The organism is Actinacidiphila sp. bgisy160 (assembly GCF_057707815.1).
Window position 1 is genome coordinate 67,358 of sequence record NZ_JBYIQW010000001.1, and the last position, 22,632, is coordinate 89,989.

Genomic DNA, 22,632 nt, shown 5'->3' on the forward strand with positions numbered 1-22,632 from the left:
CCCGAGTCTGCCAGGTCGCCGCCGGGAGGGCCGGAAATTTATCCCTGACGAGCCGTCTGCCACCATGGAGGGCATGCGCGCGCGATACGGAGTACCCCTGGGCATCACAGCTGCCGGTGCGGCCTGCGTGGCCTACGCGGCCGGAATCGAGGTGCGGTCCTTCCGCCTGCGCAGGGTGGCGGTGCCGGTGCTGCCGGCCGGGATGCGGCCGATCCGCGTCCTGCAGATCTCCGACATCCACATGGTCAGCGGCCAGAACAAGAAGCGCCGATGGCTGCAGTCGCTGGCAGGGCTGCGCCCGGACTTCGTGGTGAACACCGGGGACAACCTCTCCGACCCCCACGGCGTCCCCGAACTGCTGGACGCCCTCGGCCCGCTGCTCGACCTCCCCGGCGCGTACGTCTTCGGTTCCAACGACTACTACGCCCCCAAGCTGCGCAACCCCGCCCGCTATCTCGTCGAGCGCGTCCGGGGCGTGCACGGTCTCAACGGCAAGAACGACCCGGCCATCGGCGTCACCCGCAACCCCTGGGAAGAGGTCCGCGACGCCTTCGACGTGGCCGGGTGGGTCGGGGTCAACAACACCCGCGGCCGCCTCAAGCTCGACGACGGCATCGAGATCGCCTTCGCCGGCCTCGACGACCCGCACATCCGCCGCGACCGCTACGCCGCCATCGCCGGCGGCCCCGACACGGACGCCGACCTCTCCCTCGCCGTCGTCCACGCCCCGTACCTGCGCGTGCTCGACTCCTTCACCGCCGACCGCTACCCGCTGATCCTCGCCGGTCACACCCACGGCGGACAGCTGTGCATCCCCTTCTACGGCGCCCTGGTCACCAACTGCGACATCGACACCGACCGGGTCAAGGGCCTGTCCACCCACGAGGCCGCCGGCCACCGCTCCTATCTGCACGTGTCCGCGGGCTGCGGCACCAACCGCTACACCCCGGTCCGCTTCGCCTGCCCGCCCGAGGCGACCCTGCTCACCCTGACACCGGCGCCTGAGCCGCCGGGGAAAACCGGATTTCGTCTCCAGCGGGAGGTCCGCTAGAGTAATCCTCGTCGCGCCGGGCCCAAGGCCACGAAGCGACACCGGGGTGTGGCGCAGCTTGGTAGCGCGCTTCGTTCGGGACGAAGAGGCCGTGGGTTCAAATCCCGCCACCCCGACTTCGGAAAATGCAGGTCAGGGCCGGTTTCCCCAATGGGGAGACCGGCCCTGCTTGCTGTTGAGTGTCTAAGTGAGTGTCTACGGCTTCGGATCGCGCTTGAAGATGCCGTCCATCACGACCGCTCCCGTCTGGATCACCGGGCGGATCTGCTTCCGGTAGACCTCTTCGGTGACGGCCGTACCGGAGTGGCCGACCAGGCGCGAGATCTCCTCCAGCGGGACACCGCGGTCCGACAGCAGCGAGACGAAGCTGTGCCGCAGCTCCCGGGGCGCGCCGCGTTCACGCCCTCCGCGTTCTTGAGAGCCGCCCGGAAGGCCCGCCGGACGTGCGAGGCGTCTGCCTCCTTCCCCACGGCCGAGCAGAACACGAGCCCGTGCTCCTCCCACGAGTCGCCGGCCGCCAGGCGGTCCCAGCCCTGGTCTTCCCAGTGCTGCCACAGCACGTCCACGCACCGGGCGGGGAGCGCGAGCGTGCGGCGTGACTTCCTGGTCTTCGTGTCTCCCCCGGAGCGGACCGAGCGCCACACCGCCATGTAGGGCGGGGTCGGCGGGTCGGTCTTGGGGTCGCCACGCAGGTAAACGTGGTCCCAGGTGAGCGCCCGCATCTCCTCGGTACGCGCTCCGGTGAGGAGCGCCACCACGATGTAGGCGTGCATCGAGGTACGTTCGGCAGCAGTCAGCACCGCCTCGGCTTGGGCGAGGGTGAGCGCCTTGGACGGCCGGCCAGGCTGTCCCTTCGGCACCGAGCACAGCTCCACGACGTTGCGCTTCACCTTGTCCCGGGCCAAAGCCCGCTTCACGGCGCGGTTCAGGCAGGAGTGGATGCCTTCCAGAGTTCGAGTGCTGAGAGTCTGCGCCAGCTTGCCGAGCCACTTGTCCACGTCTTCGGCGCTCAAGTCCCGCAACTTTCGGGCCCCGAGCGCCGGGATGATGTGAATGCGGCTGAGGCTGGTGCAGGCGTCCACGGTGCCCTGGTCGCGGCCCGCCAGCCCGTAGGCCAGCCAGTCGTTGACCGCGTTCGCCACGGTGTAGCCGGACGGTGCCAGCGCCAAGCCGTCCTCGTAGTTGCGGATGAGTTCCTTGAGCTTGTTCTTGGCCTCGGTCTTCGTCTTTCCACTGGCCCGCTTCATGATCCGCTTGCCGCTGGGGTCGGAGCCGAGACTCGCGGCGGCGATCCACCGTTGCCGCGTCTCGCTCCAGTAGAGCCCGCCGTCCCCGCGACTCCGCCGCGTGCTCATCGCTTGCCCCCAGCTTCCCGCTCCAGCAGCGCGACGTAATCAGCGATTGCCGACGCAGGGATGAGCCGTGTACGGCCCTCTTTGACCGTGCGCAGGCGACCAGTGCGGATCAGCTCATAGATCACCGTACGGCTCAGGTTCAGCACCTTCACGGCGTCCGGAACCCGATAGAGCGCGGGCCGAGCGGGAGTTGCCGTCGTCATGGTCACCACTCCCCCGCCTGGTCTTCGGGTAGGTCGGCGAGGGCTTCGCGGGCGGTGTCGCGGTTGGTGCGGATGTCGCGGGCGATGCTGGCAGCGAGCCAGGACTCTCCCGGTGTGTGGCCGTGTCCGGCGTAGGTCCAGTGGGCGAGCACGAGCGTGGAACCCTCCAAGGTGTCATCGGGATCGGGAAGCCCGCGCTCACGGCGTTCCTGGCGGGCGCGGTAGTCGGCGCGGACCTGGCGCAGCGCGCCCAGGGTGGTGGAGTAGCGGCGGGACTTGGTGGAGAAGTGCCCGCGAAAGCCCAGCATGTGAGCCCAAGCGCGCAGCTTGCGGTCCGGATAGTGCGGGTCGAGGTCGAAGCAGGCTTCGATCAGACGGCGGGTGTGGGCGGGGACGTCGAACAGGTCGAGGGCCTCGCGGTTGCCGACCCGGCGGTCTACAGTGCCGGTAGTCTCGGCGGCCTTGGTGGCGTACTTGGCCACGTATGCGGCGACGGCCTGTTCGGTCAGTTCCTGGCCGTCATCCGTGCCGATCGGGCGGACATCGACCTGCGAACCCCAGCGCAGCTCCCGCGCCCGGAGGGTGCCGGCGGCCGGGACCGGAACCGAGACCCGAGCCGCGGCGGCATGGATCGCGGCATCCAACAGCGCCACACTCGCCCACGACGGCGGAACATCCTCCGGACCACCGGGGCCGTCGAGTCGCACGATCGCGTGGAAGTGCACGGCCCCGCGCTGTTGGTACTCGGCGACCTTCCCGAACGAGACCCGACAGACCTCCTTCATGGCGGTCTGGGAGAGTTCGGCGCGGGCGGCGATCTCCCGGCGCAGGTAGATCGTGAAGCGCCGCCACAGGTCGCCCGCGTGGTTGTTCCACAGCACCGCGCCCGCGTAGTCGTACCGCTCGGGATCGAGCGGCGTGCCGATGGCGGAGTCGTGCTCGCTGTGGGCGGTGCCGCAGCGGCAGCGGCCGGTGTCGGGGCGGTTGTGGACCGGCCCGAACGACGGCGCGGTCAGCGTGGCGAACACCTTCGGATGGGTGCGGACCGCCACCGGGACGTCCTTGCGCTCATCCCCGGTCAGCCCCGCGCGGATCAGGTGGAAGGTGTCCCCGGCATAGGTCCAGGCGCACGACGGGCAGCGCGAGGCCCGGCGGTTGCCACAGGCCACCCGTAACCGGCCCCCGGGCTCACCGTCGGTCGAGTACGAGTAGAGGACGTCGCCTGACTTGGCGTCGCGGGTGACGGTGAGCCCTTGCAGGTGGATCGGGTCGGCGCAGCCTCCAGTGCGCTGGATCTGCTCCCGCCAAGTTCGTACAGCTGCCACTCGACGCGCACGGCACCGGGCCGGGCGAACTCCGCTTCCAGGCCGACGATTTCGCCCCAACGCATGCCGGTGTAGCCCTTGAGGACGACGGCGACGAACTCGTCGTCGCGGCCGGAGAGCAGAGCGGCCCGCTCGGCGGTCAGCAGGATGCCGAGGGGGTCGGTGACAACCTTCTCCGGCCCGCGGTCGCGGGAGCGGCCGGCGCGCTTGCCGCGCCCGCGCCGCCTGGCCGCAGGGTTGGAGACGATCAGACCCTCGTCGATCGCGTCCTCGAAGATCAGGTGGAGCGTCGAGCGCCAGGTCTTGACGCTGGAGGCCGCGTAGACGGCCTTCTCCTTCTTCTCCCACAGGTCGACGTCCGTGCGCAGGATGCCGGCGAGCGCCTTGTCCTCGAAGTCAGGGAGCAGGTGCTCCTCGATGTGGCGCTTGTAGTTCTGCATGGTCGAGGCGGCCAGGTCCTGGGCCTCGTACCAGCGGTTCGCGTACTCGCCGAAGGTCTCCTGGCCGAGTGCCGGGTCGCGCCAGTCGCCGCGCCGGTACTTGTTCTCTGCCTCGGCCGCTGCCCGTTGCGCCTCGCCCTTGGTGGCGAACCGGATCGCCTTGCCGGTCTCGTCGACGACCGTGTTGTGCTTGCCGGGCGCGGTCTTGTACCGACCGCGCCAGTAGTTTCCGCGCTTCTCCGCGAAACCCACGTACCCCTCCCCTTCCTCGTCCTCGTGTTACGCGGCGGTCCCGAACTGGCCCTGGCGTGTTCGGCGTGGTGGCCGGGCGCGCAGGCGAGCCGGGGTCGCGGCAGACCTCTGGGAAGGCTGGGGAGTGGGTGCTTTGGGAGCGGGAGCAGCCGCCGAGGGCTGCTGCGGGGAGGCAGGGCGTGCCTCATGCATGCGGATGATCTCGGCGAGGTGCTCGCCGGTGAAGCGGTAGGCGCGACCGGCCCGCGTGAAGGGGATGAGCCGCCGCCGGGCGCGGTCCTTGACCCACCAGGCGGAGCAGCCCAGGACGGCCGCGACTTCCTCGGGGCGATAGAGGCGCGGGAGGGCTGAGTCGGCGCGCGGAGTCGGTGCGGAGACAGGGGGTATTGCGGGTTGGCGCAAGGGGTGAGTCCTCTTCTGGCGGGCATGGGTGCGGCAACACCGGCCCGCCGGCAGATCGCCTGGGATGAGGGGGTGAGATGCCCGTGCTGGGGGTTTGCGGGCCCAGGACGGGAGCAGGAGTCGGAGGCTATGCCTCGTCGGACGAGCCGGTGTCACGGTGCTCGCCGGGCGGCGGCCCGTACGTCTCCAGCAGGTGCTTGGTGGACGCCTCGGCCATGGCGTTGGAGACCATCACGTCCGCTTCCTCGCGGATGTCGGGGTGCTCGGCGAGGTACGCGTCCAGGGCGTCACGCGCCTGGGCGAAGGCGGCGTTGGCCCGCTGGGTCTCGCGGAATGCGTCCACGACCGCGTCGATGAGTTCCATGGCGTGGGCCTGGGCGGCGAGTTGCGGGGGGCCGACGAGGTTGCGCAGGTCGAGGCCGAAGACCTCGGCGAAGCCGATGACCTCGTCGAGGTTGATGCGGCGCTTGCCGTTCTCGATGCGCCAGACCGCGGACGGGTTCATTTCGAAGCCGGCCTCGTTCAGGCGGTCGGACAGGGCGTTGGTGCTCCAGCCGCGCGCCTCGCGCTCCAGCTTGATGCGCACCGCGACGTTCGCCTCACCGCTGAGCAGCACACCCTGCTGGGCGTCTTCGTCGGTCACGGGGCACCTCCTTCCGTTCGTAGCAAGCCACTGCCATATGCAGCAACCCCACCACAGTAGCACGCTTCCTGCGAGATGCAGAACACTTCTGCGAACGGCAATTCATGTGGCACACTGGTAGCCCCACCGCAGTAGCCCGAGGAGCCCTCACGACCCACGTCCGATAGAGCCGCAAGCAAAAAGCCCCCGGCTGTCACCGGGGGCCAAGCGCAAACCTCTCAACCGCCATCCCTAGCGATCGACCCGCGTGGCCGGGATTGCCGTCCCGTATGGCCCGCGAGCAGAGGAGCTGATGCCAAGTATGACCGATCCTCAGCCGAATACGCCATCCCTCCAGGCCGACGGCACCCCGCCGAGGCCACCGGCTGCCGCAACCGACCAGCAGCCAACTCACACCGCGCCGCCCGCCGACGAGGTCCGCAACGACGGACCCGACGTCGTGCCTGTGTCCGAGGGGGCGCAGATATTGGCTGACCTGCGGGCCCGGATCAAGCGGTTCGTCGTGATGCCGAGCGAGGAGGCCCTCACCGCGGTGACCCTGTGGGTGGCGGCCACCCACATACAGCCCGCGTGGCAGCATGCGCCGCGTCTGGCGGTGGTGGGGCCGGCAAAGCGGTGTGGCAAGTCGCGGCTGCTCGATGTGGTGACCGAGACCGTGCATGCACCGCTGATCACGGTCAACGCCAGCCCGGCGGCGATCTTCCGCTCGATCACCGCCGAGGATCCGCCCACGCTCCTCGTCGACGAGGCCGACACACTGTTCGGCACCGCCAAGGCGGCCGAGCGCAACGAGGACCTGCGTGGCCTGCTGAACGCCGGCCACCAGCGCAACCGGCCCACCTTGCGCGTCACGGGCCCGGAACACACGCCGGTCGCCTTCCGACGTTCGCCATGGCCGCTCTGGCGGGCATCGGTGACCTGCCCGACACGATCATGGACCGGTCGGTGGTCATCCGGATGCGCCGCCGGGCACCGGGCGAGACCGTCGCGGCGTTCCGCACCGGGCGGGACACCCCCGCCCTGCACGCCGTCCGCGACCGCCTCACCGCCTGGCTTCAGCCTCTACGCGCCGAGGCGATGGACATCGAGCCGGACATGCCGGTCGAGGACCGCGCAGCCGACACTGGGAGCCTCTGGTGATCGTCGCCGACCTCGCCGGAGGCGACTGGCCCACGCTGGCCCGTACGGCCTGCCGGGTGATGACCGACCATGAGTCGGGCAAGGACGCGGACACAGGACTGCGCACCCGCATCCTGATCGACATCCGGCGGGTCTTCACCGCCGAGCGCGACCCCGCAGCGCTGCGCACGAGCCGCCTGCTCGAAGAGCTCAACAGCGACGAGGAAGCGCCGTGGGCCGAATACGGCCCTACCGGGCTGACCTCGCGCCGCCTCGGGATCCTGCTGGAGGACTACGGCATCCGTCCGGGCAATCACCGCTTCCCCGGCGGTGTCCAGGCCAAGGGCTACGCCCGAAACCAGTTCCTCGACGCCTGGGCCCGCTACTGCCCCGCACCGGCGGCTGAGACAGCGAAACAAGCCGAACCCGGCGAAGCCGCAGGATCCGCCACCAGCACCGCAGCCTGACCCAACTCGACCCGTCACACCCGTCCCCGCGCAGGTCAGCGCCGGGACGGGTGACCGGCCCGCAACGAGTCAACCCGACATCGTCATGCCTCCCGTACCTACCCTGACCAGGCACGCAACGGGTGGTACGAGTCACCGCGCCTCACGGCGGCCACGCGTCCCGCGCCGTGGCCGCCGCCCGAACCCCACCTGGAGTGCCTCCGCTTGACGTCCCGCACCGCCACCAGCGCGCCCACCGCCATACCGGGTACCACCGCTATCCGCTTCGGCATCGCCCTGCTCGCCGCGGTGGCCTTCGCCCTCTCCTACGACGCCCTGCGTCAGATGGCCGTCGCCATCCACATCCGCGGATTGCTCACCTACACCTTCCCCCTGGTGATCGACGGCTTCATCGCCATCGGTATCGGCGCCCAGCTCATGCTGCGCACCGCCCCGCTGCGCTCACGGCTGTACGTAGGGGCACTCGTCGGCCTGGCCACCGGCGTGAGCATCGGGGCCAATGCCGTACACGCCATCCGCCTCAACCAGCAGACCCGCCCCAACGGACTGCACCTGGACAACGCCACCGTCGGCGCACTGTCCGCCCTCGCCCCACTCGCCCTGGCCGGCGCCGTCCACCTCTACCTCGTCATCCGACGCCACCCCACACCTCACCCCCAGGAAGCCGACGCCACCGCACGCCACAACCCTGCCAACCGCAGCCACAACGACGCCCGCCCCGCTGCCCCTACCGACGACAACTCCGATCAGCCGGAGCCGACGGGTCTCGACGTGGCGGACCGGCAGGCCGACGTGGCGCGGGGTTACGCCGAGGTGGCACAGGACGCCGCCGACGTGCCGAAGCACGCGCAGCCTTTCGCCGAGCCGGAAGGCCAGCAGCACCACACCGTGTCCGACGAACTCCTCGCCATCGCCCGAACCGCGCCGCTGGGACGCGGAGGCCGTGCCTCGCGCCGCCACATCGAAACGGCGATCCGCAGCAGGAGCCTCCCCCTCAGCAGGACCGACGCAGAAACGATCAAGAACCTCCTGCAGGCCGAACTCGATGAGGCCGCCCTCCAGCGGAAGGACGCCCTCGACGAAGCCCCCGCTGTCGCCCTCTGAGCCCCTTCGGCCGCCCCATCGCTCGTCCCGCTCGACTCGCACCACTCGTCCCCGCGCAGGTCAGCGCGGGGACGGGTGGCCGCCCCGCAACGGGTCAACCCGGCATCACCATCCCGCCCACTTCACCCCTGACCAGGCAGTCAGTCACCAACACCCCACGGAGACCGCCCCATGCACCACCCGCACCACGAAGCCCCCACCACCCAGCAGGAGATGACCACCACCCCAGCCACCCGGCCAGCAAGGTATCCCGCTGGACCGTCCACAGGCCGGCCCCACGGGGAAGCCTCCGCCCCAGGGGTGGCGGAGGCACTCGGGCACCAGGGGGCGCCCGAGGAAGAACAGCCCGTCGCCGACGTCTCCACCACCGCTGCTGTTCCGCTGCCGCACGCCGCCGAAGCAGCCGCCCTGCAGCGCGTCGCCCGCCGTCGCAAACCTGACCCGAACGGCCAGCGCAAGAAGCGGGTCGATGCCCGCTACAGCGTCGAGGAGAAGGCCGCCATCCTCGCCAAGGCCAGGTCGCTGAACGTCAGCGGCGCCCACTACGTCACCCTCGCCCACGTCCACGGCGACCTCACCGTGCCCGGCCAGCGCGCCCAGCTCGACGACTACATCGACGAACTCAACGCCCTGCGCCAGCAGGTCGCCGCCATCGGCCGCAACATCAACCAGATCGCCAAGAAGCTCAACTCCGGCGGCGATCCACACCCTGGGGACAGCGAACTACTGGCCCACACCGACCAGACCTTGCACGCCGTCGCGGAGGCTGTGCGCCACATCGCGGCAGCCGCGAACCAGGCCGTCAGCCACAAGGCGGCCCGATGATCGCGAAGCTCACCGGCGGCCAGGACACCGCCAACTTGATCCGCTACCTGTACGACACCAGGAAGAAGGGCCACACCGACCCTCACCTGGCCGCTTCCTGGGATGGCTTCGCTCCCGATCCCGGCCGCGCCGACGACTTCGACGCCACGAAGAGGCGCCTGGTCGCCGACCTCGACTTGCACGTCAAGCAGGCCGATCGGCTCGGCCGCGCACCCGAGAAACACGTGTGGCACTGCTCGATCCGCGCCGCCGAGACCGACCACCACCTCAACGACGAGGAGTGGGCCGACATCGCCCGCCGCGTCGTCGCCGCCACCGGCATCGCCCCTGACGGCGATCCGGACGGCTGCCGCTGGGTCGCTGTGCGGCACGCGCCCGACCACATCCACATCGCTGCCACCAAAGTCCGCGCCGATCTGCGCACCGCACGCCACTGGAACGACTACCTCACCGCGGACCGCGAACTCGCCGCGATCGAGAAGGAGTACGGCCTGCGCCAGGTCGTCCGTGGAGACCGCACGGCCGCCAAGCGACCCACCCGTGCGGAACAGGAGAAGGCCAAGCGCGCCGGCCAGGCCCGCACCGCCCGCGAACGACTGCGCACCACGGTCCGCACCGCGATGGCCGCCGCCACCAGCACAGAGGAGTTCATCAGCCTGCTCCAGCGCACCGACGGCATCCTCGTCGACGTCAAGCACTTCCCGTCCGGTGACGTGCGCGGCTACACCGTCGCCCTCGAAGGCGACACCAACGGTGCGAAGGAGCCGGTCTGGTACTCCGGCTCCGAACTCTCCCCGGACCTGTCCTTCCCCAAGATCCGAAAGCGCCTCGACTCCGCCGACCCACAGCAAGGCCCGCGTAAGGCCGACCCGTGGCACCAGGCCACCGCCGCCGCGGAGCGCATCCCCCACCGCCTCGGGCACGGCGACGACGCAGCCGCCCAGGCCCACCTGGCAGCCTTCGGCGAAGCCCTCGACGTCCTCCCCCTTCTCGCGCCCCAGACCGTCCGGCCCCAACTCTTCCAGGCAGCAGAGGCATTCGAGCGCGCCACCCGATCCCGCGTCCAAGCCGAGCACCACCATGCCCGCGCCCTACGCGGCGCCGTGCGAGCCATGGTCCGCGAACCCGCCCCCAAGGACGGCGCCACCCTGGCGATGTTCCTTGACGCCGCGATCCTCGTCGTCATCGCTGCCACCCGCTGGCACCAGCTCCGCCACCACGACCAGCAAGTCGCCGCCGCCCACCAGACCTTGATCCATCTCCAGGCCGCCTACGAGCAGGCAGCCGCTGCGCCATTGGCCGCCCTCGCCCAGCGCCGACCGCCGCAACAGACCGTGACCCGGCACATCCGCCACCTCCACCAGGCCGTACCCGAGCACGCCGAGCAGCTCACCGAAGACCCCGCCTTCGGCGCCCTCACCGCTGTCCTCGCCGAAGCCGAGGCCGCAGGTCACAACCCTGAGCGGCTCCTCCAGCAGGCCGCCGCCCAGCGCACTCTGGACGACGCCCGATCTCCCGCCAGGACCCTGGCCTGGCGTATCGAGCGCCTCAGTGCACGGCCGGTACCTAGCGCCCGAGCCCGCGCGGCACAGGCCCGCAGCACAGCACGGGGGAACATATCTGCCCAGCGTTCCACCGCTCCCGTCCACGAAGCAGCCACCACCCCCGTCCCTCAACCGCAGCATGGACGGCGGCGCTGATCACGGCCGGAGGGGCAACTGGGGGCGAGCAGTTCGATTGAGGTCCCCCACTTGGCAGCCGTTCAGGCCCCGATCCCGCAGAGCCTGAACGGCTACCCCTTTGAACTGTCCGCGCGTTCTTCCCGCGAGCCTACGGCGAAACGACTCCGACTTCCCAGGTATCCGCGTCCGGACTTCGCCTGTAGAAGACGTTCGACTGAACGGGATCACACAATGCGACGAGGATCTCGCCTTCTTCCAGGTCCACGACCCTCTGAAACAAGGAACTCCTCCCTGCCCTCACTCGCAGCACCTTGAACTCGAACCGGTGCGCGCCGGGCGGAAGCTCAACGAACTTGGGCATCTTCGCGTCGCGACTGCGGGAGCAGAGCTCAACGCCGTTCTCCCGGAGAGACACGACACCCGCCTTGTACGTCAGGCTTCGAAGTGGCTCCCTGATCTCGGCAAACACCAGAACTCCTGTTCGCCTTCTGCTCTGCTCTCTCCGCAAGCGCCACCTGACGACAAGGGGCAACCGCTTTGACTCCTCAAGCGCTTTCACCGCGGGACTCCGACCGGATTCCGCCATGAGCTAATCATCCTCCCAGCGGCCGGGGTCTCCCAGGTTGCCTCCCGTGGTGGTTCCGATCGTCGCGAAAACGACAGAACTCACGTTGGCGACACGGCATAGCGCGCGACACGATCGCACCCCCTTTGAGGACTGTTCGCGTAACGATGCCTGCTCCTGCTGCCTCCCGTAGCGCTGAGGAATAGTCAAGACCTGTAGATCAGTTGAGGTGCTTCAGGCCGATTCCCTCTTGGGTTCGGGACCAGGTGACGGAGCCGGTCACGAACCCCCGCTGAGCGCCATCCAGAGGGTGCCCGCTGCTGTGGTCGCCGCGCATAGAGCGAGGGCGGTGTCGGCGCAGGGGGAGCGTGTCCAGTGGGTTTTAGGGCGAAGGTCGGGAGTTGGTGGGTGGGGGGTGTTGTGCCAGGTGGTAATGGTGTGGGCCGCTTCCTCGCTGGTGCCCTTGATGCGGTCGACGAGTGAGCCGCCGAACGCGAACGACGGGATGCGCTTGTCATCGTGGAGGTGCAACTCCAGGGTGCCGTGGTCGTCCACCTCGGCTCGGGCGAGGGCGGACCGTGGGATGGTGTGGGTGCGTAGAGGGTTGATGACGACCAGTGTGGCCTCGTGTAGGGCGACCTTGCAGGTGGCAATTCGGCCCAGGATTGCTGCCAGGGCCAGGTAGACGGGGATTCCCTGCCAGCCCATGCGGAAGCCGTTCACCGAGGTAACTTTCCAGACGGCCGCCAGCATTCCGATGCCGAGGGCCGTGATGGCTGTTCCGCAGAGGATGGGCCAGGAACGGCGGCGAAGTACGGTTCGACCTTGTGATGATAGCTTCGTCATCGCTCTCTTTCCCTTCCTGGCCCTTCGGCAGTGCCTCAGGTTCTCATGGTCGCGTTCGGCGGTGGGCGCTCAGCACCAGCCCGCTGACGCTCCCGGGCTTGACGCGCCCACGCCGCAGAAGGTGAGCGAGTTGCCGAGGTTGAGGGTCATGTTGGCCTGGGTGGCGCCCCAGTCGACGGTCTTGCGGTAGCCGTAGATCGTGACGTTCTCCATTTCGGAGACCGTCTTGACCCGGGTTCGGCTCACGAAGGCCGAGCCTCGCCAGCTGCCCGCCAGTCCGCGGGCCACGCCGCCGCCCGCAAGCGTCCAAGCAAGGCTCTTGCCTGCCGCGGCGTAGTTCCAGCTTCCGGTTGTCAGGCCGTCGCCGACGAAGGTCGTTCCGACGGCGACTACGCCTGCTACGGTGCAGACTCCCGCCGAGACCACCACGCAGGTGCCGAAGGCCAGCCCTGGGATGACCCGGTTCTTCCAGCCGTCCCAGGTCGTGAACGTGTCCTTCAGCCAGCCGCCGGTGCCGCGTGCCGCGCCCTTGAGCTTGCCCCAGAAGCCGTCGTCCTTCTTGGGTTCGGGACCGGGGTTGGGCGGGACAGTCTTGAGCCAGCCCTTGGGGGCAGGAGTGGAGGGCAGGTCGAGGTTGCGGCGGCCGGGGATGCCGCCCAGGCCGGTGGGCTTGGTGTTGCCCTTGACCAGGACGGGGCGGGAGCCGCAGCGGCAGGCCCGGACCGGGCCCTCGGAGTTGCCGGCCTTCTTCTTGCTGGTGCTGACCGGAATGCCGCCCCGGCACGTGATGCCGTACTTCTGCGGCTCGTTGCACTCGGGGACGCCGAGGCCCGACGGGTCGGCGAGAGTCGACGGGTTCTGGACGGCGTAGCTGTAGCCGTTGAGGGTCTGTCCCACGCTGGTCTGCAGGAGCGGGTCGACGCTGATGAACTGGCCGATCACGGGGTCGTACTGGCGGGCGCCCACGTGGGTGAGGCCGGTGCCGGTGTCGGTGGTCTTGCCGAGGAAGCCTTTGTCGTCGGGCCAGGCCGTGCCGGTGGTGCTGCCCCGCTCTGCGCCGAAGGGCGTCAGGTAGCGGCGGGAGTACGCCTGGTCCGTAGCGTCGATGGCGAGGGCGGCGGTGGCGTGCTCATCGGCGACCAGATAGCTGAGCTGGTTGGTTCCGCTCTCGTTGGAACGGACGGCCACCGTCAGGTCGTCGGAGCCGTAGTGGCGTTGCGCCCAGGTGGTGCCGTCGGCGCGCAGGTGCAGTTCAGTCGCGCCCGCGTACAGGACGCGTTCACCGTCCTGCGTGGCGCGGATCAGGAGAGTGCCGTCGGCGCCGTAGAGGGAGTCCGTTGTTTTCCCGTTCTCCGTCAGGCTTGACAGTCTGTTCTCGTCCGACCAGACCAGGCTCTGGGTGGCCGTGCCGTCGGGGCGGATGGTGGTGTTGCCCGCGCTGTCGACGTCGTAGGCGCGATCCGGTGTGGTGCAGTTCGCGGTCTTGCTGGTGCCGGTCAGGGCGTGCGGCTGGGCCGACTTCTCGTAGCAGTAGGTCGTGTTGGTGGTGGCGGTGCTGGTGCGGGCGGTCTCCGTGGTGCGCTGGCCGGCGTCGTTGTAGGTGTAGCTGGTCCAATACGGGGCCCGGCCGCCCAGGGTGCTGGCGTTGCGGGTGTCGGAGCAGTTCTGGGAGGCGGGTGTCCATGCCTCCGTCAGGCGGCGGTGGCCGTCATGGTTGAAGCACTGAGTCTCCGGCGCGGCGATTCCGCCGAGGGTGCTGGTGTCGGCGATGGAGGTGACGTTGCCCGCCTGGTCGTAGGTGTAGATGAGGTTCTGCAGCTTGTAGGGGTGCGTCTGATCGGTGACGTGGCTGCCGAGGAGCCGTCCGGTGCCCTCCTCCCAGGTGTTGGTGATGTACGCCTTCTTGTGTGCCTCGGTGTTGGCGGTGCCGAGGACCGCCTGTCTGGCCTCGCCGAGGGGGGAGTAGTCGACGTCGAGGAGGTAGCCGGTGCTGCCGCCCAGGGAGGTGAGCTGACCGGTGCCGGTGTAGCCGTAGTCGACGATCTCCGAGGGCAGGCCGCCGAGTGCGGGCTCCTTGGCGCTCTGGAGGGTGCCGTCGATGTTGTAGTTGGTCTCGAACTGGACGGTGGCGGCACCCGCCCCGGCGAGCGGGTCGGAGGCGGGCAGGGTCAGTTCGGTGGTGGTGGGGCGGGACATGCTGTCGTAGGCGGTGACGGTCTCGGTGTACGCCGTGCCTGTCTTGCCGCCGACGTAGCGGATGCTCGTGTCCGCCTCGCCCTTGAGGAGTGCGTCGTAGGTGTAGGCGGTGAGCTGGTTGGCGTCGGTCTTCGAGCCCTTCCAGGTGCCGGTGGTGCGGCCGAGGGCGTCGTAGCCGGTGATGACGGACCGGCCACGGGAGTCGGTGGTCTGTGTCGGCCGGTCCATCTTGTCGTAGGCCAGCTTCGTCAGGCCCTTGTCGGGGTCGTCCGCGTTGGTCTTGCGGCCGAACAGGTCGTAGCCGTAGGTCCACTTGGCGCCGTCGGGGCCGGTGACCTCGGTCTGCATGTCGTCCAGCGTGTATTGGAAGCGGGTGCTGGTGTACGAGGCTGTGCCCGCGCCGCCGTCGAACTGGGGGTCGGCCGGGCTCGGGCCCGCGTACTCCCGGGTTTCCACCGTCCGGTCCCGGGCATCGGTGATGGTGCGGGCCGCGGATCCGCCCTGCACAGCGCTGGTGGCGGTGGAGTCACCGGTGTGGGTCGTGGTGGTCGACCACTTCTTCACCCCGTACACGTACAAGGTGCTGGTGATCGCCCGCTCCGCGCCGTCGTAGACCGTCTCCGTCTGCCGGGGCGCCTCGCCGTACTCCTCGCGGGTGTAGGTGCCGTTCGGGGTGCTGGTGCTGTCGAAGATGTCCTCGTACTTCTCGTACTCCAGTCCGCGGGTGTTGTAGCGGAGGTCGGTGAGGATCCGGCCGCCGACCGGGGTGGGGGATTGCGTCTGGATCGGGCGCATCAGCGAGTCGTGGAACTCGTAGGTGGTGTTGTACGTCTCGCCGTCCCGCTTGAGAGTCGAGGTGGAGACCCAGGACGGTTCGGTGGCGCTGATGCGGTACGCGTACGTGGTGTTCGCGCTGTAGCCGGCGGCCTTGTTGCGGTTGGGCTGCCAGACCGCCGTGAGCCGTCCCAGGGCGTCGTAGGTGGTCTCGGTCTTCTTCAGGTTGGCGTCGTACACGCGCAGTTCCTGGCCGTGCCGGTGGTCCAGGAAGCTGGTGATCTTGTGGCCGAGGGGGTCGGTGACGATCGTCTTCGTCAGCGGGCCGGCGGCGGCGGGGGTGTAGGCGGTGTTGGTGGTGTTGCCCTCGGCGTCGGTGACGTCGACGGGGCGGCCCAGGGTGTCGTACGTGGTGGTCGTGGTCCGCTGCCAGTCTGAGGCCGGGCGCAGGCCGTCCGTGCCCGCGGTGGCGGAGTAGCCGGAGGCACGGCCGGTCCAGGTGGCCGCGCCCTTGGTCGGGGTCTGGGACGCCGACCAGGCGGTGGCGGAGGGGTTGTCGTAGACGGTGGCGGTGTCGGTGAGGACATCGCCACGGGTCTCCGAGTTCGCCGGGAGGTTCAGGCTGGTGTCGGCCACCGAGCAGGACTGGCCGACGGTACGGGTACGGGAGACCAGGTCGGTGATACCGGCCGCGTCGTTACGGGCGTACCAGGTGCGGGTGCAGGTCTGGTCGCCGCCCTTGCCGACCTCGCCGGAGTCGTCGGCCGTGGCCGGCATGCCGTAGTCGTCGTAGGTCGTGGCGACCGAGCGGGCGCGCCAGGTCCCGGAGGCGGTCAGGTAGGTATGGGTGGTGGACTTCCCCGATCGGACGTAGCGGGCCACGTGGTCGGCGGCGTCGGGCGCGCTCTGTCGTGCCGTTTCCTTCGACCACGGGTCGTTGACCTCCACCGTGATCGGGGTCGAGCCGTTGTACGTGACGTGCTCGCGGCGTGTGCCCGCGTACTGGTCGCTGTCGGTGATGCTCGCCGCCCCGATCGACGGGGCCGTCAGCGGGGCGAGGGAGACGGAGCGGGTGGTGCCGTCCTTCTTCTTGTCGCCGTGCATGCCCTGCATGTAGAGGGAGACGGTCTTGGAGCGGGTGGTGCTCGCGGCGCCGGTAAGGACGGTGACCTCGCGGTAGCCGCGCCAGCCGGACCAGGTGCGCTCCGCCTTCGGGGTGAGCGGGTCGTCGTTGTAGTGCCAGGCGGCGCCCTTGTAGTCGTAGGCATACTCGACGGCGTCGTTGTGACCGGCCGGGTCGGAAACGACGACGGCCAGGACCCGGTACTTGTGGAACCAGTCCACCGACGCCTCGGAGGAGCCGTTGATGTTCCAGTACCTCGGGTAGCAGGAGCGGGTGTTGGTGTCCTCGGCGGCGCCCGTCACCTCGCTGCGCACGCACTCCGGTGAGGAGAGGGTGACCGTGGTGATCGAGCCGCTCTCGGAGGTAACGGTGGAGATCCGGGGGCGGGTCAGCGGCAGGATGTCGTCGGTGCCGTCGACGCGGTTCTCGCGCCACTGGTAGGTGAACGTGATCGGGTTCAGCGCGATGGCGGTGTCCCCGGCCTTGCCGGTCCGCTTGATCGACTTCAGGGTCAGTACGTGGTCGGAGGTGTCGCCGATGTCCCCGCCGTCCTGGTACTCCTGGGTGAGTGCCCAGGAGTCCACCGGGTCGTAGGCGCTGGTGGTGGCGTTCCAGGAGGAGGTGGCGACGCCGGTCAGCCGCTTGCGGGAGAAGAACGAGGGGCCGGAGGCCAGACAGTCCGTGTCCCCGTCGGTGCAGATCGCGTCGAAGGGCACATCTGGCCAGTTCTTGGCGGTGTCCTTGGTCAGCGAGGAGCAGTCGGTGACGGTGCAGCGCTCGGCGTGGGTGAAGGTCACCTTGGCGTCGGCGTCGTCGGTGAACAGCGCGCCCTTGCGCAGTCCGTACTTGATCTCTGCCAGGTAGCCGCCGCGGGTGTAGGCGGCGTTGGCCGTGGTGGCCTTGTTCTTCTTGTAGTGGTTGGTCTCCTTGGCGTACCAGTACGTGGAGGCATTGGCGTGGGTGTCCTCGACGTAGTCGAGGTTCCACCGCCACGCCTGGGTCACGGAGCGGTCCGCGAAGGAGTCGCCGTTGCCGTAGCCGGGCTCGCCGGAGTCGTCGCCGTAGACCGGCACGGTCCAGGTGGAGTCGGTGCGCTGATCGGTGGCGCCGTCGAGCTTGTTCAGGCCGAAGACGTACTTGGTGCCGTCGCCGGTGATCACGGTCCAGTACTCGCCGTTGCCGTCGCCGTTGTCGGCGCCCGTGGAGCGGGTCACCAGGGAGGCGTCGTCGTTCTCCAGCCGCCAGGTGCTGTCCCAGGTGCCGGACACCTTCACCAGGCGGCTGGCCTTGCCGTTCAGGACGAGTTGGGCGTTGTCGTACTTCCAGCAGGTGTCGAAGACATCCTCGTGGCCGTCGTCGTCGCAGGAGTTGTAGGAGCGTTCGATGTAGGACTCGGTGATGCTGAAGCCCTCTCCGACCGCGCTGCCCTGATTGTTGGTAGCGGCGGTACGGCCGTCGACGCTGCCCGAGTCGTAGGTGAGGGACAGCTCGGGGGTTGGTCCGGCCGCGGCGGGCGGCATGTTGAAGTCGTGGCTCCAGGAGAAAGTGCCGGAGTTGTCGCCGGCCTCCCAGGACGAGGACTCCGACAGTTCGGTGGCCGAGTAGTCGCCGGAGCCCGAGGGGGACTCGCCCGCGCCCGGGTCGGTCGCGGTCACGGCGAACACCGCCGCCTCCGACGTGGCCGCGTCCGCCAGTTGCGTCGAGGGGCCGTCACTGGTCTCCGACAGTGGGACAGAGGCGGTGATGGTCTGGCCGACGAAGTCGTTGTCGGACTTGACCGGGGTAGGAGTGCGGCACGCGGACTTCTCCGGCGTGTCCAGGGCGCAGCCGGGGAGGCGCACCAGGCGCAGTCGGGAGGACCAGCCGCCGCCGATCGACGAGGCGAAGCCGCTGTAGTCGATGCGGAGTTCGGCCTGTCCTGCCTCGTCCGCCTCGGCGGTCAGCAGCACGCCGGTGATGCCAGCGTCCCTGGCGGCTTTCTGGTCGAGAACCGTGATCCGCGCGGTGTTGCCGGATACGGCGCCGTTCTTACCTCCGGCCGGAGCGATGCTGACGGGAAGGCCGCCGGGCTCTGCCTGGACTGGCTTGCCGACGTCCAGTTCGACGCGCGCGTCGCCCTGCTCGGGCCAGGCAGCCTTCCGCTCCGCACGAGCCTGTCGGGCGCGTTCGGCATCGGCCTTCTTGTCCTTGGCAACCTTCGCGCGGGCTTCCTTCGCGCCGGGCCCGTCGACTTCCCTGACCTTGCTCACCCGCTGGTCGGGAACGTCCGGTCGGCCGAGTCCCTTGTCGGCGGCCTGCGCCACAGGGGCCAGCCCGGTCGGGGCCACCAAAGACAGGGCCAGGAACGTCACGATCGTCCCGGCGCGCTGTCTTCTGTCGCCCCGCGCGCTCCTTGATGTGCCTATGCCAAGAGCCATGATTGTCCGCTCCCACCCCGTTGTTCTACGTCATGAAAGGCCCACAGAGCCGCGAAGACCGACAAGCGATGTGCTGTGGCGCCTCGGTGCGGCGCTCCACCGGCGCCGCACCACTTCTCCGCGACGGTCAGTCGCCCACCCGGACCTCGACCTGCTCCGGGCTCGCCATCGCCCCCGCCCACAGGCGCAGTTCAGCAACCCTGGCGGGCAGGTAGTGCTTCCACACTCCGCCGGTGAAGCCCTTGCCGACGGCGAAGTCGCCGCTGCCGATCTCGGCGGTGTACACCTTGGCGTCGCCGTTCTGCCCGTAGCCCAGGTAGAGGCTGATCGTCCCGTCGACCGAGTCGTGAACGCCGGTCAGCCGGACCGGGCTGTCCACGGCGGCGACTTCGTCAGAGACGACGGAGGAGAAGGAGCCGTCAGCGTTGAGCCGGCCGAAGTGCCAGACGCCGACCGGCACCGTGGTCTCCTCCAACGTCTCCTCGTCCAGGACGGTGTCCTTGCCGGTCAGCTCATACCACAGACCCCAGGCCGAGCCGTCGCCGGTGCGCTGACCGATGACCTGCCCCGTATAGCCGACGCTCTTGGTGACAAGTTTTGCCGCGTCCAGTTCCACCAGGGTGGTAGCGGTGAACGAGGCACTGTCGTCCACCAGCGGCCCTGCGACGGTCGCTGCGTCATCGACGCCGTCCAGGATCATGCTCTCGCCATCGATCGACGCACCGCCTGTCAGCGTGAGCGCCTTGCCGTAGCCGGAGGTCGTGTCGGCGATCGTGGTGCCGCTGCCGCGGGCCGCGGAGAAGTCCGCGACGAGTTCCGCACCAGCGTACTTGTCAGAAATGAGCAGGCGGGCCTCGTCGTGGACCTCCTTCGGTGTCAGGGCGCGCTGCCACACGGCGGGTTCGTCGATCGAGCCGTGCATGAAGTCCTTGTAGACGTCGGCGTGCAGCACCCGGCCGATCTGCAGCGGCCCGTCCGCGTCCCATGCCGGACCGGCGTCGGTGCTCCCCTGCAGGACACCGTTCACGTAGAGGCTGATCGTCTTGCTGGTGGCGTCATGGACGCCGGCCACATGGGTCCACACACCGCGAGGCGAGGGCCTTGTGGACTTGATCTCGTGGTAGGCGGGCTCGGTGGACAGCACCCGCATGCTCCATGTGTTGTCGCCTCCGGCGCCGTAGGACAGGTAGAAGGGGCTGTACTTCTGCGTCCATGGACTGGTGGTCGGGCTCTGGCTGAGCACGGTCAAGGTGTGATTGGCCTGCGGGTCGACACGTACCCAGGCGGCGATGGTGTACGAGGAACGGGTCTCCAGAGCCTGTCCGCCGGTGGCGGCGTAGCCGGTGGTGCCGTTGAGAACCAAGCCCTTGTCCGTCACCGCGCTCTCCAGGGGCTGCCCCTCGGCGTCGTGAGTGACCAGCCCGCGCCGCCCGCGGTCATCGCGGCTAGCGTCACCCCCCAGCGTCGCGTCGTCGCTGCCGTCGCCGGTCGCAGAGTCCAGCGCCGTACCGCTGGCCTCGTCGAAGTGCCAGCGTCCGACCGGACCTTCGCCCGCGGCAACAAGGAAGTCCACCACGTTCTGCGCGCCCCAGCGACCTACCGTGTCCTTCGCCCGCACATACAGGCTGTACGTGCCGGAGCTATCGGGCGTGATGTCCTTCGACACCGTTGATCCGTTGATGGCCGTTGACCAGGCGTCCGCGGTGGACAGCTTGTACTGGTAGGCGACGTTGGAGTCGCCGGTGGCCGGGGCGAAGGTGAAGGTGCCCTTCCGGCCCGGTCCGCCTCCTGCCGCGCAGGCCGTGTCCGTGCAGGCCGAGTAGGGGCTGCCGACGGTGATCTTCGGGGCCTTCGGGGCGGTCGGGTCGACCTTGAAATAGCACCAGCCGGTCGTCGAGGCGTTCGACGGCCCCGACAGGTAGCTGCCGCCGCTGTTGTAGTACGAGCGGACCCAGGCCCGGTACCGGTACAGCTTGCCCTCGGTCAGCGTCGACCAGGACTTGGTCAGCTTCACACCGTCCCCGACGTACCCGCTGGAAGGACTCAAGTCGCCGTTGCCCGCTGTGGTGTCCGACCACGTGCTGTCGCTGTTCTTGTGGTCGAGGTCGAAGTAGACCCGCAGCTGAGCGTCCTTCTCGCCGCCCGACGCGGTCTGTGCCGTCGCTGTCAGGGCCGGGGTCGGGTCGGAGACGACCGCCGGGTCCGACTCGGCCGTCTCGCACACCGTGCCCGAGCCGGTCATCAGCCCGATGCCGGTCGGCTTGGCAGGCAGGCCGACGAAGTCGACGGACAGGACGGCGTCGTTCTTGAACCGCTTCCAGGCACTGGTGTCGGACTCATCGTGCGCCCGGACCTCCAGCGTGAGCCGGGAGAACTTGCCCGCCGCGAAACTCCGCACTGTCGGCGTCAGGTTTTCGTTCGTCTCCTCCGGATTGTCGTTGAACTCGATCGGCGCGTCCGGGGAGTCCGGATCACACAGCGAACCGCGCCCCGCCGACACATGCCGGTCGCCCATCAGGTCCAGCGCCTTCGGCCGGGAGGACCATGTGGTGGAGGAAGAGATGTTGTTCGTGCGTACCAGATCCACCCAGCGCGGCTCACACTGGAACGCCCACGGCTCGGTCACCCGGAACGTGGCGTCCAGCACCTGCTTACCCTTCAGGCTCGCCGGGGAGAACTCGAAGTACAGCCGCTGGACATAGCCCGGACCGCAGTAATAGCCGCTCCACGTACCGCACTTGCCCGCCCCCTTGCCGAGGCCGTCGTCGCCGTTGCCCCAGCCGTACGACTCGTAGCCGTCACTGCGCAGCAGCGTGCGCTCCGACTCGCCCCAGGTCACCGTCGGGTCGATGTACAGCGGAAACGCCGCTGCCTCCGTCCCGGCCAGCATCTCGGCGTCCGGGATCACCGTGAGCGCGTCGTCGGACACCTTCACGTCCATCGTGGTGACGGTGTCCCCCGCCCCGGGCTCAGCGCCCTCAGCGGGAGAGGCACCCACCTCCGCCGGATCCGAGCCCTCGGTGTCCGCGGCGTCCGCCGCCAGAGACATCGGCTGCGCACCGGATGCCGCACCGGCGGAGTCCCACATCTGAGCAGGCGGAGCCCGGAAGACACGGTTACCGTCGTCGTCGATCGCGGTGAGATTGCCCGCCTTCCCCTTGAGCAGGCTCAGGCCGGTCGCTTTCAACGAGTAGTCGATCTGCTTCAGCTCCTCCTGGGCGGCGGCCTCAGGAGTCTTGACCACCAGTACGTGGCGGAACCCCTCCACGGAGGCCGTGATCCTCAGATCGACGCCCGGAAGCACGTCCGCGTACACCGCGCTGGTCCCGTCCAGCACCGGTTCGGGGAGCTTGCCCGGCCACCCCATCTGGAGCGACCGTCCCCGGTCGGAGATCTTCACCAGCGGCTCGGTGTCCCCACCGCCGGAGAACTCCATCTCGACAGCCGCAGCCTTCGGCGCCACCGTGCCGTCCCCACGGACCTCCAAGGTGGCGTCCGGCGCCTGCCAGCCCCCGCCGGACGTGGGCACTCGCACGGGAACCGCGGACTCCTCCAGCGTGAAGGTGAAGCCGTCCGGGTTAGCGAAAACCGTCGTACGCTCCGACCGCTCCCCGGTGACCTCGACCCGCTGCCCCGACTCCTGGGCCGCGGCGAGCGCCTTCTGCCCCTCCGACAGCGCAGGCTGTGCCTCGTCCGCCGCTGCCTGGGAAACCGGCCCCCAAGCATGTACAGCCACCAGGACTGCCACCGCAGTCACAGCGGAACGCAGACTCCGCACCTGTCTTCCATGCACGCCGCCAGCGCGACGCCCCCGTCTCAAGCTCACAGCCCCACCCCAAGTTC

At 69.2% G+C, this 22,632-nt stretch carries 12 protein-coding genes, 1 tRNA gene and 3 pseudogenes; 6 read left to right on the forward strand and 10 right to left on the reverse strand.

What is annotated here, in order from left to right; all coding sequences use genetic code 11:
* Window positions 1–73: 73 nt before the first annotated feature.
* Together AC3EUJ_RS00325 and AC3EUJ_RS00330 are read left to right on the forward strand one after the other, a co-directional pair.
* Window positions 74–1,051, forward strand: a complete 978-nt coding sequence (locus AC3EUJ_RS00325) for a metallophosphoesterase (RefSeq protein WP_431958810.1) — start codon at window positions 74–76, stop codon at window positions 1,049–1,051.
* A 42-nt stretch (window positions 1,052–1,093) separates the two neighbouring features.
* Window positions 1,094–1,167, forward strand: a tRNA-Pro gene (locus AC3EUJ_RS00330).
* A gap of 79 nt (window positions 1,168–1,246) precedes the next feature.
* Here the strand turns inward: AC3EUJ_RS00330 and AC3EUJ_RS00335 are convergent.
* The 6 genes and pseudogenes from AC3EUJ_RS00335 to AC3EUJ_RS00360 all read right to left on the reverse strand — a co-directional run bounded on the left by AC3EUJ_RS00335 (window position 1,247) and on the right by AC3EUJ_RS00360 (window position 5,671).
* Window positions 1,247–2,406, reverse strand: a pseudogene (locus tag AC3EUJ_RS00335) (tyrosine-type recombinase/integrase).
* Window positions 2,403–2,609, reverse strand: coding sequence for a helix-turn-helix domain-containing protein (locus AC3EUJ_RS00340; protein WP_431958811.1), 207 nt, complete (start codon window positions 2,607–2,609; stop codon window positions 2,403–2,405). The pseudogene AC3EUJ_RS00335 and the gene AC3EUJ_RS00340 overlap by 4 nt, the downstream one beginning before the upstream one ends.
* Before the next feature lie 2 nt (window positions 2,610–2,611).
* The gene (repSA, locus tag AC3EUJ_RS00345) at window positions 2,612–3,934 is read right to left on the reverse strand and encodes a replication initiator protein RepSA (protein ID WP_431958812.1); all 1,323 of its coding nucleotides are present in this window, start codon (window positions 3,932–3,934) and stop codon (window positions 2,612–2,614) included.
* Window positions 3,916–4,626, reverse strand: a pseudogene (locus tag AC3EUJ_RS00350) (tyrosine-type recombinase/integrase); the annotation flags it as partial. The gene repSA and the pseudogene AC3EUJ_RS00350, both read right to left, overlap by 19 nt.
* A gap of 27 nt (window positions 4,627–4,653) precedes the next feature.
* Complete coding sequence (locus AC3EUJ_RS00355) at window positions 4,654–5,028, reverse strand: helix-turn-helix domain-containing protein (protein WP_431958813.1); 375 nt, start codon at window positions 5,026–5,028, stop codon at window positions 4,654–4,656.
* A 127-nt stretch (window positions 5,029–5,155) separates the two neighbouring features.
* A complete protein-coding gene (locus tag AC3EUJ_RS00360; RefSeq protein ID WP_431958814.1) occupies window positions 5,156–5,671 on the reverse strand; it encodes a helix-turn-helix domain-containing protein in 516 nt (171 codons plus the stop codon).
* Between the two features lie 301 nt (window positions 5,672–5,972).
* Here AC3EUJ_RS00360 and AC3EUJ_RS00365 point away from each other — a divergent pair.
* From AC3EUJ_RS00365 to AC3EUJ_RS00380, 4 genes and pseudogenes are all read left to right on the forward strand, one after another.
* Window positions 5,973–7,257, forward strand: a pseudogene (locus AC3EUJ_RS00365) (DUF3631 domain-containing protein).
* A gap of 204 nt (window positions 7,258–7,461) precedes the next feature.
* Window positions 7,462–8,361 carry a DUF2637 domain-containing protein gene (locus tag AC3EUJ_RS00370; RefSeq protein WP_431958815.1) on the forward strand — a complete coding sequence of 300 codons (900 nt, stop codon included), beginning with the start codon at window positions 7,462–7,464 and terminating at the stop codon, window positions 8,359–8,361.
* A 300-nt stretch (window positions 8,362–8,661) separates the two neighbouring features.
* Window positions 8,662–9,186 (forward strand): plasmid mobilization relaxosome protein MobC, encoded by a 525-nt coding sequence (gene mobC / locus AC3EUJ_RS00375; RefSeq protein WP_431958816.1) that lies wholly within the window; start codon window positions 8,662–8,664, stop codon window positions 9,184–9,186.
* A complete protein-coding gene (locus tag AC3EUJ_RS00380) occupies window positions 9,183–10,886 on the forward strand; it encodes a relaxase/mobilization nuclease domain-containing protein (protein ID WP_431958817.1) in 1,704 nt (567 codons plus the stop codon). Before mobC ends, AC3EUJ_RS00380 begins: the two co-directional genes overlap by 4 nt.
* Before the next feature lie 130 nt (window positions 10,887–11,016).
* Here the strand turns inward: AC3EUJ_RS00380 and AC3EUJ_RS00385 are convergent, their stop codons facing one another.
* The 4 genes from AC3EUJ_RS00385 to AC3EUJ_RS00400 form a co-directional block, all read right to left on the reverse strand.
* On the reverse strand, window positions 11,017–11,454 hold the full coding sequence (locus tag AC3EUJ_RS00385) for a hypothetical protein (protein WP_431958818.1): 438 nt from the start codon (window positions 11,452–11,454) through the stop codon (window positions 11,017–11,019).
* Between the two features lie 258 nt (window positions 11,455–11,712).
* Window positions 11,713–12,156 carry a hypothetical protein gene (locus AC3EUJ_RS00390; protein WP_431958819.1) on the reverse strand — a complete coding sequence of 148 codons (444 nt, stop codon included), beginning with the start codon at window positions 12,154–12,156 and terminating at the stop codon, window positions 11,713–11,715.
* Between the two features lie 192 nt (window positions 12,157–12,348).
* Complete coding sequence (locus AC3EUJ_RS00395) at window positions 12,349–18,789, reverse strand: RHS repeat domain-containing protein (RefSeq protein WP_431958820.1); 6,441 nt, start codon at window positions 18,787–18,789, stop codon at window positions 12,349–12,351.
* A 127-nt stretch (window positions 18,790–18,916) separates the two neighbouring features.
* Window positions 18,917–22,525, reverse strand: coding sequence for a laminin G domain-containing protein (locus AC3EUJ_RS00400; RefSeq protein WP_431958821.1), 3,609 nt, complete (start codon window positions 22,523–22,525; stop codon window positions 18,917–18,919).
* Between the last annotated feature and the right edge of the window lie 107 nt (window positions 22,526–22,632).

Bases quoted from the DNA above. Each gene is read 5' to 3' on its own strand.
- AC3EUJ_RS00325 (WP_431958810.1), top strand. From the start codon at position 74: ATGCGCGCGCGATACGGAGTACCCCTGGGCATCACAGCTGCCGGTGCG.
- AC3EUJ_RS00340 (WP_431958811.1), bottom strand. From the start codon at position 2,609: ATGACGACGGCAACTCCCGCTCGGCCCGCGCTCTATCGGGTTCCGGAC.
- AC3EUJ_RS00380 (WP_431958817.1), top strand. From the start codon at position 9,183: ATGATCGCGAAGCTCACCGGCGGCCAGGACACCGCCAACTTGATCCGC.
- AC3EUJ_RS00385 (WP_431958818.1), bottom strand. From the start codon at position 11,454: ATGGCGGAATCCGGTCGGAGTCCCGCGGTGAAAGCGCTTGAGGAGTCA.
- AC3EUJ_RS00395 (WP_431958820.1), bottom strand. From the start codon at position 18,789: ATGGCTCTTGGCATAGGCACATCAAGGAGCGCGCGGGGCGACAGAAGA.